The organism is Erythrobacter sp. EC-HK427 (genome assembly GCF_902498745.1).
GTDB lineage: Bacteria > Pseudomonadota > Alphaproteobacteria > Sphingomonadales > Sphingomonadaceae > Alteraurantiacibacter.
The window spans coordinates 2468491-2484503 of sequence record NZ_LR701479.1; the positions used below are offsets into that span (position 1 = coordinate 2468491).

Annotated in this window: 14 protein-coding genes; 9 read left to right on the forward strand and 5 right to left on the reverse strand. The window is 62.1% G+C overall.

Going from position 1 to position 16013, the window contains the following annotated elements:
- Nucleotides 1-35 precede the first annotated feature (35 nt).
- Together GC121_RS12150 and prfB are read left to right on the forward strand one after the other, a co-directional pair.
- Nucleotides 36-2585: a penicillin-binding protein 1A gene (locus tag GC121_RS12150; protein WP_151974706.1), complete on the forward strand. Its 2550-nt coding sequence runs from the start codon at nucleotides 36-38 to the stop codon at nucleotides 2583-2585.
- Nucleotides 2586-2696: 111 nt separating this feature from the next.
- Nucleotides 2697-3824 carry a peptide chain release factor 2 gene (prfB, locus tag GC121_RS12155; protein ID WP_151974708.1) on the forward strand — a complete coding sequence of 376 codons (1128 nt, stop codon included), beginning with the start codon at nucleotides 2697-2699 and terminating at the stop codon, nucleotides 3822-3824.
- A gap of 54 nt (nucleotides 3825-3878) precedes the next feature.
- On the opposite strand, the gene GC121_RS12160 is transcribed toward prfB, so the two are convergent.
- Nucleotides 3879-5381 carry a tetratricopeptide repeat protein gene (locus tag GC121_RS12160; protein WP_151974710.1) on the reverse strand — a complete coding sequence of 501 codons (1503 nt, stop codon included), beginning with the start codon at nucleotides 5379-5381 and terminating at the stop codon, nucleotides 3879-3881.
- Nucleotides 5382-5608: 227 nt separating this feature from the next.
- Between GC121_RS12160 and GC121_RS12165 the strand changes: the two genes are divergently transcribed.
- From GC121_RS12165 to GC121_RS12175, 3 genes are read left to right on the forward strand one after another with little or no spacing between them, the layout of a single operon-like run.
- Nucleotides 5609-6403 (forward strand): class I SAM-dependent methyltransferase, encoded by a 795-nt coding sequence (locus GC121_RS12165; RefSeq protein WP_370513751.1) that lies wholly within the window; start codon nucleotides 5609-5611, stop codon nucleotides 6401-6403.
- Nucleotides 6384-7790 (forward strand): nitronate monooxygenase family protein, encoded by a 1407-nt coding sequence (locus GC121_RS12170; RefSeq protein ID WP_151974712.1) that lies wholly within the window; start codon nucleotides 6384-6386, stop codon nucleotides 7788-7790. The genes GC121_RS12165 and GC121_RS12170 overlap by 20 nt, the downstream gene beginning before the upstream one ends.
- 1 nt (nucleotide 7791) lies before the next feature.
- Nucleotides 7792-8499: a triacylglycerol lipase gene (locus GC121_RS12175; RefSeq protein ID WP_151974714.1), complete on the forward strand. Its 708-nt coding sequence runs from the start codon at nucleotides 7792-7794 to the stop codon at nucleotides 8497-8499.
- On the opposite strand, the gene GC121_RS12180 is transcribed toward GC121_RS12175, so the two are convergent.
- Nucleotides 8496-9797, reverse strand: coding sequence for an ammonium transporter (locus GC121_RS12180; protein ID WP_234421238.1), 1302 nt, complete (start codon nucleotides 9795-9797; stop codon nucleotides 8496-8498). The two genes, GC121_RS12175 and GC121_RS12180, sit on opposite strands and share 4 nt — an antisense overlap.
- 128 nt (nucleotides 9798-9925) lie before the next feature.
- Here GC121_RS12180 and GC121_RS12185 point away from each other — a divergent pair, with 128 nt between their 5' ends.
- Nucleotides 9926-10405, forward strand: a complete 480-nt coding sequence (locus GC121_RS12185) for an SH3 domain-containing protein (protein WP_151974716.1) — start codon at nucleotides 9926-9928, stop codon at nucleotides 10403-10405.
- A gap of 60 nt (nucleotides 10406-10465) precedes the next feature.
- Here GC121_RS12185 and GC121_RS12190 read toward each other — a convergent pair whose 3' ends face one another.
- The 3 genes from GC121_RS12190 to GC121_RS12200 all read right to left on the reverse strand — a co-directional run bounded on the left by GC121_RS12190 (nucleotide 10466) and on the right by GC121_RS12200 (nucleotide 12567).
- On the reverse strand, nucleotides 10466-10855 hold the full coding sequence (locus GC121_RS12190; RefSeq protein WP_151974718.1) for a hypothetical protein: 390 nt from the start codon (nucleotides 10853-10855) through the stop codon (nucleotides 10466-10468).
- Nucleotides 10856-10895: 40 nt separating this feature from the next.
- Complete coding sequence (locus tag GC121_RS12195; RefSeq protein ID WP_199857849.1) at nucleotides 10896-11306, reverse strand: hypothetical protein; 411 nt, start codon at nucleotides 11304-11306, stop codon at nucleotides 10896-10898.
- 64 nt (nucleotides 11307-11370) lie between these two features.
- The gene (locus tag GC121_RS12200) at nucleotides 11371-12567 is read right to left on the reverse strand and encodes an acetyl-CoA C-acyltransferase (RefSeq protein ID WP_151974722.1); all 1197 of its coding nucleotides are present in this window, start codon (nucleotides 12565-12567) and stop codon (nucleotides 11371-11373) included.
- A 143-nt stretch (nucleotides 12568-12710) separates the two neighbouring features.
- Between GC121_RS12200 and GC121_RS12205 the strand changes: the two genes are divergently transcribed.
- From GC121_RS12205 to ndhC, 3 genes are all read left to right on the forward strand, one after another.
- Nucleotides 12711-14150 carry a coniferyl aldehyde dehydrogenase gene (locus GC121_RS12205; RefSeq protein WP_151974724.1) on the forward strand — a complete coding sequence of 480 codons (1440 nt, stop codon included), beginning with the start codon at nucleotides 12711-12713 and terminating at the stop codon, nucleotides 14148-14150.
- A gap of 60 nt (nucleotides 14151-14210) precedes the next feature.
- Nucleotides 14211-15539, forward strand: coding sequence for an SMP-30/gluconolactonase/LRE family protein (locus tag GC121_RS12210; protein WP_151974726.1), 1329 nt, complete (start codon nucleotides 14211-14213; stop codon nucleotides 15537-15539).
- A gap of 85 nt (nucleotides 15540-15624) precedes the next feature.
- The gene (gene ndhC, locus GC121_RS12215; protein ID WP_151974728.1) at nucleotides 15625-16011 is read left to right on the forward strand and encodes an NADH-quinone oxidoreductase subunit A; all 387 of its coding nucleotides are present in this window, start codon (nucleotides 15625-15627) and stop codon (nucleotides 16009-16011) included.
- Nucleotides 16012-16013 lie beyond the last annotated feature (2 nt).

Consider the following 16013-nt stretch of genomic DNA (forward strand, 5'->3'; position numbering starts at 1 on the left):
GCGCCAGCTTTCATCACCATGCTAAAGCCTCGCGTATGAACGAAGGTTTTTCTGACGATATGGCCGAAACCGGCGTCACCCGGCGCATTTCGCGTGGCGGGCAGGGCGCGTGGAATAACATCCGCAATGCCTGGCAGACGCGCCGCTGGTTCCGCGTACTGTTTTACGCACTGGGCGGTGGCTTCCTCCTGGCGGTTATTGGCTATTTCTGGCTCGCATACGATCTGCCCGATGCCGAGACCTTGCTCGATTACGAGCCCAATTTGCCGACAGTCGTGCGCGGTATCGATGGCGAGATCGTCCACCGGTACGAGCGCGAGCGGCGGATTGAGCTCGAATACCGCGATATGCCCGCGCAACTGCTCAACGCCTATATCTCTGCCGAGGACGAGACGTTTTGGAGCCATAGCGGCATCGATGCAGGCGGCTTTGTTGGCGCGGTTATCGATTATGTGTCGAAAATCGGTTCGGGCGAGCGCGCCGTGGGCGGTTCGACCATCACCCAGCAGGTCGCCAAGAACATTCTTGTGGGCGACGAATACTCGATCACCCGCAAGCTGCGCGAAATGATCCTCGCCACACGCATCGAAAGCGTTCTGGAAAAAGAGGACATCATCACGCTTTATCTGAACGTGATACCTCTTGGCCGCCGCAGCTTCGGCGTGCAGGCGGCGTCGCTGGCATATTTTGACAAGGATGTGGACGAGCTGGAACTGCATGAAATTGCTTTTCTGGCTGCAATCACACCGGCGCCCGAACGTTATGGCCGCGAAGCGAATTTCGAAGATGCAAAGCAGCGCCGCGACTTCATCCTCTCGCAGATGGAAGACAACGGTTACATCACGCAAGAGCAGATGGCCGCAGCACAGGCGGCACCGCTTGGGGTGGTGCAAGGCGGGGGCCAGGTTCGTTCGGTCGATGCCGGCTATTTCCTCGAAGAGGTGCGCCGCCAGCTGATCGCCCGTTTTGGCGAAGAGGCGGTGGATGGCGAAAACAGCGTCTATGCAGGTGGCCTGTGGGTGCGCACCTCGCTCGACATGGAATTGCAGGAGGCGGCGCGCAATTCGCTGCGCGATGCGATGCTGCGCTATCACGGTAATCGCGGCTGGACGGGCCCGATTGCAACAATTGATCCCGACGACGGATCGCTGACGTCGCAGCTCGCAAGTTCCTACCTCGGCATCAATTACGAAGACTGGCGCATCGGTGTGGTGACGCAGCGCAACGGCGGTTCAGCCACAATCGGCTTTGCCGATGGCGAGGAAGCGCCGCTTTCAGGTCTACCCGACGGATTGGAAGTCGGACACGTCACCGCCGTGTCACCGAGCGGCAACGGGTTCCGCGTGCGCGCCATTCCGGAAATTTCGGGCGGCTTCGTCGCGCTCGATCCGCATACTGGGCGCGTTTATGCGGTGCAGGGCGGGTTTGACAGCCGCTTGGGCGCGTTCAATCGCGCGGTGCAAGCCAATCGCCAGCCCGGTTCGACCGTCAAACCGTTTGTCTATGCTACCGGGCTCGACAACGGGATGACACCAGCGAGCATGATCCCCGACAGCCAGTACTGCTACTATCAGGGCAGCAATCTGGGCGAAAAGTGCTTCACCAATTTCGGCGGCAGCCGCGGCGGGGGGGAGTATCCCATGCGCTACGGCCTCGAACAGTCGAAGAACCTGATGACCATCCACATCGCGATGGACGCGGGGATGGAAAATGTCATTCAGGATTTCCGCGATGTCGGGCTGGAGCCGGAGAATATCGAATACCAGCCCTATCCCGCTTTCGCGCTTGGCGCGGGCGAGACAACCGTTATGCGCATCACCAATGCCTATGCGGCGATGGTCAATCACGGGCGGCTCAATGAGCCGACGCTGATCGACTATGTGCAGGACCGCGACGGTAATGTGATTTACCGCGCCGACACCCGCGATTGCACCGGCTGCAATATGGCCGAGTGGGACGGCGGGCCAATGCCGCGCTTTGGCCGCACCGGAGAGCAGGTGATGGATGCCCGCACAGCATTCCAGACCGTCCATATGCTCACCGGTGTGATCGAGCGGGGCACCGCGACACGGCTGAACGATCTCGACATTCCGCTGTTCGGCAAAACTGGCACCAGCACCGGCCCCAAGGACGTGTGGTTTGTGGGCGGATCGCCGGATATTGTCGGCGGCGTGTATCTCGGCTTTGATAACCCGCGCAATCTGGGGGGCTGGGTGCAGGCGGGGAACACGGCCGCGCCGATCTTCCGCCAGTTCGTGATGGAATCGCCGGGCCATTGGAACGGTCGCCCCTTCACCGCGCCCGAAGGCGTCCGGATGGTGCGGATCGACCGGCGCACGGGCAGCCGCGTATTCTCCGGCTGGCCCACGGGAGAGCCGACCGCCGCGATCATTTGGGAAGCCTTCAAACCCGACACCGAACCGCGCCGCACCCAGCGGCAGGATGACATCGACGCAATGCGCCAAATCATCCTCGCCCAGCTCCGTCGCCAGCGCGATGGGCCGCAGCGTGCGGCTGCTCCAGTCGAACAGGAAGCTACCGAAGAGCAGGGTAATTTCGCCGAGGAAGAAGGCGGCATCTACTAACACCTTACGTGCGATGGGGGCAGGCGGCGCGCTGCGGAACCGCGCTGCCGCTCTTCCCATTGTGCGCGGGCTCGGCTAACCGCGCTCGCTGTTTGATTGGAGATTGAGACCATGCGTGCCGAAGGGCAGGCGCATATTGACCGCATCGAAGCGGCGCTGGCGCTGGTGAAGAGATCGCTCGACTGGGACATGGCGCTGCGCCGTCTCGACGAGCTGGAAGCGCGGGTGCAGGATCCCGACCTGTGGAACGACCCGAAGGCAGCGCAGGCGATCAGCCGCGAGCATAAGCTGCTGAAGGACTCGGTGGAAACCGTGCGCGAAATCTCCAGCGAAATGTCTGACGCGGTGGAATTCGTGGAAATGGGCGAGGCCGAAGGCGATGACGATATCGTTGCCGATGGCCTCTCCAGCCTCGCTAAGCTGGCCGAGCGGGCAGACCGCGACAAGGTGAATGCACTGCTTTCGGGCGAGGCGGACGGTTACGACACCTATCTGCAAGTGAACGCGGGCGCGGGCGGCACCGAAAGCCAGGACTGGGCGGAAATGCTCTTCCGGATGTATGCGCGCTGGGCCGAAAAGCGCGGCTACAAAGTCGAAACGGTCGAATACCAGGCGGGGGAGCAGGCGGGGATCAAGTCGGCGACGATCCTTATCAAGGGCGAAAACGCCTATGGCTACGCCAAGACCGAAAGCGGCGTGCACCGGCTCGTGCGGATCAGCCCGTATGACAGCTCGGCCCGCCGCCACACCTCGTTTTCCAGCGTGTGGGTCTATCCGGTGATCGACGACGATATCGATATCGAGATCAATCCGGCGGACTTGAAGGTCGATACCTACCGGGCGTCAGGCGCGGGCGGGCAGCACATCAACACGACCGATTCAGCGGTGCGCATCACCCACCAGCCCACCGGTATCGTGGTCGCCAGCCAGGCCGACCGCAGCCAGCACAAGAACCGCGCCACGGCGATGAATATGCTGAAGGCCCGGCTGTTCGAACGCGAGATGCAAATCCGCGAGGCGGCAGCGGCGGGCGAATATGCCGAGAAGACCGAGATCGGCTGGGGCCACCAGATCCGCTCCTACGTTTTGCAGCCCTACCAGATGGTGAAAGACCTGCGCACGGGCTTTACCAGCCCGACGCCGGACGACGTGCTGGATGGCGATCTCGATGGCTTTATCGCCGCAGCGCTGGCGCAGCGGGTGACAGGCGAGAGCGTGGTTGTGGAGGATGTGGAGTAGCCTCTCCCGAGGGCTTTCACCCACGGGAGACTGAGACTAGCCTTTAGCCTTACTCTAATTGCACACAGCGGCGCTGGAGTTTGACCCCGGCATTTGACAATGCGCGCTCCGATAACTGTCCCTAGTCTGGGCGGCCGCGTCAGCCGTGCTCAACACCGGCGGTCGCGCCGGAGCAGATGACGCAGAGGGCTGATAGCTGCTGTAAGCATCATTGCCACCGCCATTTGCAGTCCGCCAGCGGGCCTCCGCCATGCCGGGTTGGTTGGTACCCGTCCCAAAAGTGCCTTCCAAACCTGTACCCCTTGCGCGCAGTTCTCTGTCAACACTTGCCCTGATCGGGCTATCACGAAACCAATTGGCGAGCACATATAGCGTTTGAGTGTTAATTGATCCGATTCGATTATTGTTTATTGCCAATTGTATAACTTCAGAAGCTAAGGGGCCTGACCGTAGATCATAGACGGCGAAATCAATGGCACCGGATATGTCGCCCGCTTGGAGCAGTCCCACCAATTCTGCCCGTTCGTTCGCACGCTCCGCGAACCATTGCTGGCGGCGTTCGAGAGCAGTTGCCAACTCGCTTGCAAATGCACATTCGACCCCAAGACGGCAGGCTTTTGCATATGCGAGGTTGGCGGCTTCAAAATTCTCCCTGCCATACTCTACCCACCCCAAAAGAGCGCAGGCACTCGGGTAATCGGCAGCACAAGCTTGATCCAGAATCGGCAACGATTGTAACTCGCGGCCCATGCGAATAAGCATTTGCGCCTGCTGCTGACATGACTCTAGGTTCGCGCTGTCACAGGCCCTAGCATAGGCAGCTTCAGAAAGTGCGATCTCTCCGGCTAAATCATAGAAACGGCCAAGGTATGCGCAACCTGTTCGACGAAGGTTTGCTTCACATGCGCGCAAATAGAATGTTCCCGCGCGGACAAGATCGACTGGCCCTCCTTCGCCTCTTTCTAAAGCAATTCCAGCCCAAGAGCATGATTGCGCATCTCCGCCCTCGCACGCTTGTATTAGGATGGGCCTAGCAGCAGCCAAGTCGGCCCGCACGCCTTCTCCAAGTGTCAGTGCCCGGCCGGCGCGTACGCAGTCTGATTGACTGCCATTATTACACGCTTGAATAGACGCTGGTATCGACGATGCAACAACAGGGCCTTGTGCAGGTGCCGCACGAGCACTTCTGGCTGCATCTGCGCGGCGTGCGGTTGCAGCGTTGTCACAAGCTTCCTCACTGCCCAATCGGCAAGCTGCGTCGAACATGGCGATTCCGCGAGACCGGTCCGCAGGTACACCCTCTCCTGTCATAAAGAGGACTGCGAGATTGCTGCAAGAGCTCGGTATTCCGCCGTTGCAGGCTTGCTCAAACAGGACAGCAGCGTTGCGGAAATCACCTCGATCATAGGCATCAAGCCCGCGCTCAAAGACTTGACCGGCGGTTTGCGCTTGTGCCGCAACGGGAATGGCAAAACACGACATAAACAGACCAAGCAGGCCAGTGAAGCGTAAAGCAAAAAGCCTCAGCCTGATTCCTTGAAAACGATCTGGCATCATGCATACCTCCAATAGTCACTGACTTTCGAAATCTTGCGGGAATTACCATCACACGCAAGAAAACAAGTATGACAAGTGCCGTTAGAGGCGTTTGGTTGAGTAAGGCGCCGGACTTCACGGCGTTCATGAGCCATCTCCCGCCGCCTCGATCTCACCGACACACCGCCAATAGACCCTGCACAATAAGTCCCTTTGCCTTGGCCGCGCTGGCCGCTAGAGGCGTTGGCATGAGATCGGGGCCCACTCTCTCCATGATCGGCGGTTTGCTCGCCTGCTTCACGCTGGGCGGATGCGATAGCGCTGCGCCCGAGCGGCCCGAGACGTCGCTCGATTTTCCGCAGCCCTACCGCCCAGTCTCTGATCTCGCCGGCAATTCCTTCTCCACCGAGGAAGCGCGCGATGACCGGCGCGAGGCTGAGACGGTGATGGATCAGGCGGCGATCACCGAAGGGATGACCGTGGCCGATATTGGCGCGGGCGAGGGGTATTACACCGTCCGCCTGTCCGCGCGTGTCGGGCCGGAAGGGCGGGTTTTGGCGCAGGATATCGATGACGAGGCGCTGCGGCGGCTCGGCAGCCGGGTCGAGCGCGAGCGGCTCGACAATGTCTCGGTCATCACCGGCGGGATCGACGATCCGCGCCTGCCGCCGAACAGCTTTGACCGCATCTTCATGGTGCATATGTATCACGAGATCACCGAGCCCTACGCCTTCCTGTGGCGGATGCGTCCGGCCTTGCGCGAAGGCGGGCAAGTGATCGTGGTGGATGTCGACCGGCCAACCGACCAGCACGGCATCAATCCACAACTGCTGTTTTGCGAATTCGAAAGAGTCGGCTACCGCCTTGTCGAGTTCGTCAGAAAGCCGGAAATCGCCGGTTACTACGCGCAATTCGAGATCGAGGGCGAACGCCCCGATCCACAGAATATCGAACCCTGCGCCCAGCAGGCAGCAACAGTTAGCGAATTGACCGTCAACGGTGACGGCCACTCAGAGGACAATAATGACGTTCAAGGGTCTTAAACCCATCACTTACGGCGGCCGTGAAGTTTGGCCGCTGATCGAAGGCGGCAAGGGTGTTTCGGCGACCAACCATGCAAGCTCCGGCGCGTGGGCGGCGGCAGGCGGTATCGGCACGGTCAGCGCGGTGAATGCGGACAGCTACGATGCGAATGGCGATCCCATTCCGCAGCTTTATCCGCAAGCGACACGGCGCGAACGGCACGAACAGCTGATCCGCTACGCCATTGACGGCGCGACCGAACAGGTGAAGCGCGCTTACGATGTTGCGTCGGGCAAGGGCGCGATCAACATCAATGTGCTGTGGGAAATGGGCGGCGCGCCGCAGGTTCTGGAAGGCGTGCTGTCGAACTGCAAAGGCCTCATCACCGGCGTTACTTGTGGGGCAGGGATGCCCTACAAGCTCGCCGAGATTGCCGCGCGGCACCAGGTCAATTACCTGCCGATCATCAGCTCCGCCCGCGCTTTCCGCGCGCTGTGGAAGCGCAGCTATCACAAGGTGAGCGAGCTGATGGCGGCGGTGGTGTATGAAGACCCATGGCTGGCGGGCGGGCATAACGGCCTGTCCAATGCCGAAGATCCGAGGAAGCCTGAAGACCCCTATCCGCGCGTCGCCGCTTTGCGCGAGACGATGCGGGCGGAAGGCGTCTCCGAAGATGTGCCCATCGTCATGGCGGGCGGCGTGTGGTTTTTGCGCGAGTGGGAGAACTGGATCGACAATCCGGAGCTTGGCCAGATCGCGTTCCAGTTCGGCACGCGGCCGCTGCTGACCGAGGAAAGCCCGATCCCGCAAAGGTGGAAGGATCTGCTGCGCACGCTGGATGAAGGCGATATCCTTCTGCACAAATTCTCCCCCACGGGTTTCTATTCCAGCGCGGTGAAGAACCCCTTCCTGCGCGATCTGGAAGCGCGCAGCGAGCGGCAGATCGCCTACACCAAGGCAGCCGAAGGCGAACATACCGCGCAGCTGGATGTCGGAGTGAAGGGCAAGAACTTCTGGGTGAAACCCGAAGATCGCGCCCGCGCGCATGAGTGGGCCGCTGCGGGGCATACGCAGGCCTTGAAGACCCCCGATAGCACTGTGGTTTTTGTCACTCCCGAAAAGCGGGACGAGATTCGCAAGGACCAGACCGACTGCATGGGCTGCCTGTCGCATTGCGGGTTTTCCTCGTGGAAAGACCATGATGATTACACCACCGGCCGCCTCGCCGATCCGCGCAGCTTCTGCATCCAGAAGACCTTGCAGGACATTGCCCATGGCGGCGATCCGGACGACAATCTGGCCTTCGCTGGCCATTCGGCGTACCGCTTCAAGACCGATCCGTTCTACTCGAACAACTTCACCCCGACGGTGAAGCAATTGGTCGAGCGGATCTTGACCGGCGACTAAGATGAGCAAGCCCGCCGCTCCGCCGCCTTTGCGCAATACCTTGCGCGAGGCGATGGCGGTGCCGCGGGTGTTGCTCAATCCGCTGCGTCTGCCGCGGGCGGGTGCGCAGATCGGGCAGGGCCGGGCGGTGATCGTCATTCCCGGCCTTGCGACGGGCGATGTCTCTACCACGCTCCTGCGGCGCACATTAAAGGCGCGGGGCTTTGTGCCGGAAGGCTGGCGGCTCGGCCTCAACACCGGTGCGGATCAGGAGAAGGTGCGCAAGCTCGAAGCGCGCATCGCCGCCTTGCACAAGCAGACTCGGCAAAAGGTTATCCTGATCGGGTGGAGCCTTGGCGGTCTCTATGCGCGGGTGATAGGGCAGCGATGCGCGGAGATGCTCGACATGGTGGTGACTGTGGCCAGCCCGTTCTCGGGTGACCGGCACGCCAATGTCGCATGGAAGCTGTATGAGGCGATCAACGATCACACGGTGGACAACCCGCCCTTTGCCGAAGATTTCACGACCAAACCGCCCGTGCCGACCATCGCGATATGGTCAGGTGTGGACGGGATCGTCGCGCCGGAATGCAGCCGTGGGCGGGAGGGCGAGGCGGACTTTACGCTGCGGATCGACGCACCGCATTTCACGCTGGGCACCTCACGCGCCTGTATCGAGCAATTGCTGGGCATGATCGCGCAGGTGGACGCGGATCGGGCACCGACCTAGTCGAAGTCCCACCCGCGCTCGCCATGGCTGCTCGTGTCGAGACCTTCGCGTTCCTCTTCCTCGCTCACCCGCATTGGGATGAACAGGCTCACGCCGACGGCAATGATCGCGGTCACGAAGGCGCTGTAGAGCGCCACGACTGCAACGCCCATCGCCTGCACGCCCAGCGCCAAGGGGATGGCGCTTGCCGACGTGTAGCCCGCGCCGCCAAGGCCCTGCCATGCGAACAGGCCCAGCAGGAGCGTGCCGAGCATTCCACACACGCCGTTGAGGGCGAAAACGCCCAGTGTATCATCGATCGGGAGGCGCGTGCGGACGAGGTTTGACATCCAGAAGCACACCAGTGCCCCGACAATCCCGATCAGGATTGCGCCGCCGGGTGAAACAAGATCGGCCGAGGGCGTGATGGTGACGAGGCCTGCCAAAAATCCGGTCGCGAAGCCGCTGACGGTGGATTTGCCGCGGCTGATCTTCTCCACCAGCAACCACGCCAAGGCCGAAACCGCACCCGCGAGATGCGTGTTGAGCATGGCTGCAGACGCATCGTCGGTTGCCGTCAGTGAAGGCACCCCGTTGCGCGCGAGGAAGCCCACCCACAGCAGCGCGGCACCTGCCAGCATCAATGCGGGCGAATGCGCGCCGGGCTTGCCCTGCAACCGCTTGCCCATCAGCAGCGCCACGACCAGCGCTGACACGCCTGCCGTTGTATGCACAATCAGACCGCCAGCCTTATCGACCACGCCAAGCCCGCCAAGCCAGCCTCCGCCCCAGATCCAGTGGGCAACGGGCGCGTAAACTAGCAGGCTCCAGAACCCGCAGAACGCCACGACCCACCCGAAGCGGGCGCGGTCGACCCATGCGCCGACAACCAGCGCCGGAGCCATGATGGCAAGGCCCATCTGGAACAAAACATAGGTACTTTCGGGGATGCTCATGCCGTCCCGCAGAATTGTCAGGCCGGTCAGCATCCATGCCCGGCCATTGCCGATCACCCCGCCCACTGTATCGCCGAAAGCCAGCGTGTAGCCGACCATGATCCACAGCACCGAGACGATGCTGGTGATCGCCGCCACTTGGAGGCCGACCGACAGAGCGTTCTTCGCCCGCACCTGTCCGGCGTAATAGAGCACAAGACCCGGCAGCGTAATGAGCAGGGTGAACAGGCTGGCGGTCAGCACCCAGGCGGTGTCGCCCGGATTGTTCTGCGCGATATTGGTCAAATCCTGTGCCTGCGCCGGTGCTGCTGCGGCGAGCATTCCCGTTGCAACCGCCGTTGCGGCCAATCGCGTGCGAACCATTCTGTTACCCCTGTTGCCCGCCCTGCGACGCGGCTGACAATTTGCGCTTGTGTGACCGGAAAGCATTGTGCTGACAAGATGATTGCGCGTCTTGCAGCGACTCTTCCCACGCGGCTACATACACGGCGATGGTTCGTAATTCTCTAATGCTGTGCTTACTGGCTTTTGCCGCGCTCTTCGCAGTGCCGGATGCGCGCGCGCAGGACAGCCGGACGCTCCCCTATTGGATGAGCATCAGTGCGGAGGAAGCGCGGATGCGCGTGGGGGCCGGGCGGCAATATCCAGTTGAATGGGTGTACCGCCGCCCCGGTCTGCCGGTGAAAGTGCTGCGCAGCTTTCAGGGCTGGCGGTTGGTCGAGGATCCCGACGGCACGCAAGGGTGGATTTACGACAGCCTGCTGAGCCAGCAGCGGACCGCGATGGTGATCGGCGAAGGGCTGGTGCCGATGCGCGAGACGGGGGCGGACAGTGCCGCCTTGCGCTGGAATCTCGAACCCGGCGTGATTGGCGAGCTGGGCGAATGCGCGCGCAACTGGTGCGAGCTGAACGTGAACGGCGCGCGCGGCTGGGTGATGCAAGACCGGCTGTGGGGCGCGGGCGAGCCTTAGGCTACCGCAACAAAAAAGGGCGACCCGAAGGCCGCCCTCTCTGGTTCCATGCAAGGCCGGTTATTCGGCTGCGAAGGAATAGCGCACGCCGTTGCCATCGGCGCCGGTGATGGTGCGCACGCCTTCCGCGTCGGCATCGGAGATGGTGTAGCAGCTTTCAGCCGCACCTTCTTCGCTGCCGGTCATGCACACGCCCTGATCGTTCTCGACCCAGCTGCCAGCCTGCTCGCCTTCAGTGCTGGTCATCGTGTAGGTGCCATCGGCATTGATATCGACCACGGAAGGCGTCGCGACCGTGTCGAGTTCGGTGTAGGTGCCTGCGGCCGTGCTCGCTGCTGCCGGAGCAGCTTCCGCGGTTTCAGCAGCTTCCTCGGTGGTTTCGGCTTCTTCGGCATTGCCGCCACAAGCGGCGAGGGCGAGGGCTCCGGCTACTGCGATAATCTTCTTCATAATATGCTTCCCTTTCAATTGGTCACGGTAAAGTCAGAAATCATTCCGCCGCATCGGGCTCGGTAACGCGGCGCACGATCACGGTGTCGCCATTGCTTGCCATCGCCGTCCAGCTGCCGTCCTCGCGCGGTTCGCTTTCGACCCAGCAGGCTTCTTCGGCATCGCCCTGGTTCTGGCCGAAGCACATCGCGCCGTCTTCATTGCGCCGCCACGCGCCGCCGCCGAGGTCTTCGCCGTCTGCGCTGTCAGTAAAAGTGCCATCCGCCATCCGGCGGTGCATCACAGTGCCGCCATCATCGCTGGAAATCTCGAACAGGCCGACATCGGCAGGATCGACACTTGTTGCCGCCGCTTCGCTTGCTGCTTCATCCGCCGTTTCGGGCGCTGCTGCTTCGTCTCCGCCGCAGGCTGCCAGTGCCAATGCACCGGCCAATACTATCGTAATACGCAAAACCCTCTCCCCTCAGTTGCGAGGGAAGAGGGTTAGCAAGCTCTCGGCTGAGGTGCGAGTAAAATCAGGCCAATTCGACAGCAATCGCGGTGGCTTCACCCCCGCCGATGCACAGCGAGGCGATGCCGCGCTTCTTGCCTTGCTGCTTCAGCGCGTTGAGCAGGGTGACGATAATGCGCGTGCCGCTTGCGCCAATGGGGTGGCCCAATGCGGTGCCGCCGCCATTGACGTTGATCTTGGCGTGATCGATGCCGATGTCGCGCATGGCGAACATGGCGACGCAGGCGAAGGCCTCGTTCACTTCCCACAGATCGACATCGTCGACGCTCCAGCCCGTCTTTTCGAGCAGGTTCTGGATCGCGCCGACCGGAGCGATGGTGAATTCCGCCGGTGCCTGTGCGTGCGCTTCCAGACCGATCACGGTGGCGACCGGCGTCAGGCCCTTGGCTTCGGCAACGCTCTTGCGGGTGAGCACGACCGCTGCCGCACCGTCCGAAATCGACGAAGAGGTTGCAGCGGTGATGGTGCCATCCTTGGCGAATGCGGGGCGCAGTTGCGGGATCTTTTCGGGGCGGCCCTTCGAGGGCGATTCGTCGGTATCGACCGTCACATCGCCAGCGCGGGTGCTAAAGGTGACAGGCACGACTTCATCGGCAAAGGCACCGCTGGCAATCGCAGCATTGGCGCGTTCCAGCGAGGCGATCGAATAATTGTCCATTTCCTCGCGGGTTAGCTGGTACTTGTCCGCCATTTCCTGCGCGAACGTGCCCATAGCACGGCCCGGCTCGTAAGCATCTTCCAGCCCGTCGAGGAACATATGGTCGTAAGCGGTGTCGTGACCGATGCGCGCGCCCGAACGGTGCTTCTTGAGGAGGTATGGCGCGTTGGTCATGCTTTCCATCCCGCCCGCAATCACCGTATCGACACTGCCGCTGGCGAGGGCTTCCGCGCCCATGATGACGGTCTGCATTCCGCTACCGCACACCTTGTTGACCGTGGTCGCCTGCGCGCTCAGCGGCAAGCCGGACTTGATCGCCACCTGCCGGGCAGGGGCTTGGCCAAGGCCGCCGGGAAGCACGCAGCCCATGTAGACGCGGTTCACATCGTCACCGGACACACCGGCGCGTTCAATCGCGGCCTTCACCGCCGTCGCGCCCAGATCGGTTGCGGAAACATCCGACAGCGCGCCCTGCATCGCGCCCATCGGGGTGCGGGCGTAGGAGAGGATGACAATAGGATCGGCTTCGTTGAAAGCGGGCATGATAGATTCCAACCTTTCGGTATTTCAGAGGTGGCCGTATTGGCCTTTCGTTTAGTGTTGCGATGCAACGAATGCAAACGCAGTGCGTTGCCAATACGAATGCACATTTTGTGCGCCTTGCATATTCGACCTAAGGCTTTGTCATGACTGTTTCGAGCACCAACCCCGATATTCTCCCGCAAATGCTGGCAGCGCAGCGCGCCGCGTTCACCGCAGCAAGGCCGGAGCCGCTCGCCACGCGCCGTGACCGGATCGACCGGCTGATCGCGCTTCTGGGCGAAAACACCGATGCGCTGTGCGAGGCGATGAATGCCGATTACGGCAACCGCTCGCGTGTGCAGAGCATGATTACCGACATTATGGCGACGGTGAACTTCGCCAAATATTGTCGCGGCAATCTGGGGAAATGGGCGAAGCCGGAAAGCCGCAGCACGCAATTCCCGCTCGGCCTGCTGGGCGGCAAAGCGCAATTGCGGTTTGAGCCGAAGGGCGTGATCGGGATTATCAGCCCGTGGAATTTCCCCGTAAACCTCGCCTTCGCCCCACTAGCGCAGGTGCTGGCGGCAGGTAACCGGGCTATGCTCAAGCCGAGCGAGCTGACCCCGCAGACCAGCGCGCTAATCGCTGAACTGGTGGTGAAGTATTTCGCGCCCGAGGAAGTCACTACGGCCATCGGCGGGGTCGACGTGGCGCAGGCGTTTTCCTCGCTTCCCTTCGATCATCTGGTCTTCACCGGCTCGACCGCGACAGGTCGCAAAGTGATGCAGGCGGCGGCGGCCAATCTGGTGCCTGTCACGCTCGAACTCGGCGGCAAGAGCCCGGTGGTGATCGGGCGCAGCGCCGATCTCACCCGCGCGGGCGACCGGATCGTGACGGGCAAGATGATGAATGCCGGGCAAATCTGCCTCGCGCCCGATTACCTGCTCGTGCCCGATAGCATGGAGGACGGAGTGATCGCCGCGCTGGAACTCGCCGCGATGGACCAATATCCCACGCTCCTCGACAATGCCGATTACGCCTGCGTGATCAACGATCAGCAATATGCGCGGCTGCAAGCCATGGTCGCCGATGCGCGGGCAAAGGGCGGCGAGGTGCTGGAGATCAATCCGGCGGGGGAGGATTTTGCCAGTAGCAACCAGCGCAAGATGCCGCTCACCATCATCCGCAATCCGACCAAAGATATGCAGGCGATGCAGGAAGAGATTTTCGGCCCCGTTCTGCCGATCAAGAGCTACAAGAGCGTCGCCGAGGCGATTGACTATATCAACGCACAGGATCGCCCGCTGGGGCTCTACTACTTCGGCAGCGACGCGCAGGAGCGCGAGCAAGTGCTCCAGCGAACCATTTCCGGCGGGGTGACTGTGAACGACGTCATCTTCCACGTTTCGGCGGAAGACCTGCCCTTTGGCGGCGTCGGGCCGAGCGGCATCGGTGCCTATCACGGGCCGGAAGGTTTCCGCGAATTCAGTCATGCGCGCGCCGTCTACACCCAGCCCAAGCTGGATGTGGCGGGCCTTGCGGGGCTGAAGCCGCCCTATGGCGAACGGGCGCAGACCATGCTGCGGCTGATGGCCAAAAAGTAGCGTTGGAAATCCGGCAAGCGAGGGTGGGCGGCGGCGCTGCGCTGCGCTAGGCTTCCGTGCATGATCCGCTTCGCTCTCGTTGTCACCTTCGCGCTGTCGCTCACCGCCTGCGCGTCCCGTATCGAACTGCCCGGTAGTGTCCTGCCGCCGGAGCCGCAAGCGGTCGTAGTGGAAGGGATGGGGCCGCCGGTGGACTGGCGCCCGGTCGATGCCAATACCGGCCAGATCGGGGATATTGTTGGTTTGACGCAGTTGGCAGAGGACTTCCCCGATTCCTCCTCGGTGCGGATGCGTCTGCTCGGCGCGCATTTTGTCGCGCGTGAAGAGTCCGGCTCCGCCCCGATTATCGCCGATCTCGCCTGGCTAGGCGAGCGGCGCTATCTGCTGCCGGAGCAAGCGGTCGGGCAATTGCGCAGCGCCTTTACCACCAATGACGAACGGATGGCTGTGCGCCGCGCCTTTGAATGGGATCGTAGCCCAGTCTCTGCCAGCGATGTGGCGGCCGAGATGCCCGTAGCCGTAGCCGCACGGCTCGCGGAAAGCGTGCTGTGGGACAGCGAACAGGATCGCCTGTTCGTCACTAGCATCGTCTCCCGCGCGCTGCATTATCGCGAGAGTGACGGCGCGTGGCAGGCGCACCCGATTTCGGGCGAAGGCAGCTTTTCCGGAATTGCGCTCGACGAAACGCGCAATTTGATCTGGGTCGCTTCCGGCGTCGTCAGCACAACGCCCGACCCCGCAAGCGCCTATCGCGGCCTGATCGCGCTCGACCGGATCACGCTGGAGGAGCGCCGCCGTGTGCCGCTTGGGCCGGGTGCAACGATATCGGATATTGCCGTGGGGCCGGATGGCACTGTCTATGCCAGCGATCCGATCGGTGGCGGCGTGTATTTCGCAACCGTTACGGACAGCACGATGCGCACCTTCATAGCGCCGGGCACATTCCGCAGCCCGCAGGGGATTGCGGTGCGGCCGGACAACAATGCGCTGTATATCAGCGACTATCGCTATGGCCTTGCTCAGGTGATGATCCGCAGCCGCCATGTCTACCGGATGCGCGCGGCAGAGCCGATGCTGCTCGACGGGGTGGATGGCTTGTGGCTGCACGGCAACGAGCTGATCGCGGTGCAGAACGGCCTCAATCCGCACCGTATCACGGCGTTTTCGCTAGGGCAGGGGATTGGCGTGATCGCCTCGCACCGCACGCTCGAATTCGCGAACCCTGCGTGGACCGAGCCGCTCGGCGGCAGCATTGCGGGCGACGCGCTCTATTACCTCGGCGATGGCCAGTGGGACTTGTACGAGGAGGGCGGCGTCCTGCGCGAAGGCGAGTGGTCGCGCGTCTCGCGCATCCGCAGCGTGCAACTCGTGGACAGTCCGGCAGAATAGGGGATTTTAGTCCGTTCAGCTACCTTGCATCGCAGCATCGGGTGGCTTAGACGCGCCGCAAATCAACAGCAAAACCGAGTCCATTTTGCCTGATCAAACCGCCTATCTCCTCGAATACCTGCCGATCATCCTGTTTCTGGGAATCGCGCTGGCGCTTTCGGTGGCTTTCGTCTTCCTGCCGATGGGCGTTTCCCGCCTGACCGGCGCGCACAACCCGACAGAGGGCAAGCTGACCGAGTATGAATGCGGCTTCCCCGCCTTCGAAGCACCGCGCAGCCAGTTCGACGTACGGTTTTATCTGGTGGCAATCCTGTTCATCATTTTCGATCTTGAGGCGGCCTTCCTGTTCCCCTGGGCTGTCAGCCTGGAGCATACCGGATGGGCAGGCTGGATCGGGATGATGATCTTCCTCGTCATTCTGACCGTCGGCTTCGCCTACGAGTGGAAGAAGGGAGCTCTGGACTGGGAATGAGC

Excerpts from the sequence above, each read along its gene's own strand:
- GC121_RS12150 (WP_151974706.1), top strand. The coding sequence starts at position 36 with ATGAACGAAGGTTTTTCTGACGATATGGCCGAAACCGGCGTCACCCGG.
- prfB (WP_151974708.1), top strand. The coding sequence starts at position 2,697 with ATGCGTGCCGAAGGGCAGGCGCATATTGACCGCATCGAAGCGGCGCTG.
- GC121_RS12160 (WP_151974710.1), bottom strand. The coding sequence starts at position 5,381 with ATGATGCCAGATCGTTTTCAAGGAATCAGGCTGAGGCTTTTTGCTTTA.
- GC121_RS12165 (WP_370513751.1), top strand. The coding sequence starts at position 5,609 with ATGAGATCGGGGCCCACTCTCTCCATGATCGGCGGTTTGCTCGCCTGC.
- GC121_RS12170 (WP_151974712.1), top strand. The coding sequence starts at position 6,384 with ATGACGTTCAAGGGTCTTAAACCCATCACTTACGGCGGCCGTGAAGTT.
- GC121_RS12175 (WP_151974714.1), top strand. The coding sequence starts at position 7,792 with ATGAGCAAGCCCGCCGCTCCGCCGCCTTTGCGCAATACCTTGCGCGAG.
- GC121_RS12180 (WP_234421238.1), bottom strand. The coding sequence starts at position 9,797 with ATGGTTCGCACGCGATTGGCCGCAACGGCGGTTGCAACGGGAATGCTC.
- GC121_RS12185 (WP_151974716.1), top strand. The coding sequence starts at position 9,926 with ATGGTTCGTAATTCTCTAATGCTGTGCTTACTGGCTTTTGCCGCGCTC.
- GC121_RS12190 (WP_151974718.1), bottom strand. The coding sequence starts at position 10,855 with ATGAAGAAGATTATCGCAGTAGCCGGAGCCCTCGCCCTCGCCGCTTGT.
- GC121_RS12200 (WP_151974722.1), bottom strand. The coding sequence starts at position 12,567 with ATGCCCGCTTTCAACGAAGCCGATCCTATTGTCATCCTCTCCTACGCC.
- GC121_RS12205 (WP_151974724.1), top strand. The coding sequence starts at position 12,711 with ATGACTGTTTCGAGCACCAACCCCGATATTCTCCCGCAAATGCTGGCA.
- GC121_RS12210 (WP_151974726.1), top strand. The coding sequence starts at position 14,211 with ATGATCCGCTTCGCTCTCGTTGTCACCTTCGCGCTGTCGCTCACCGCC.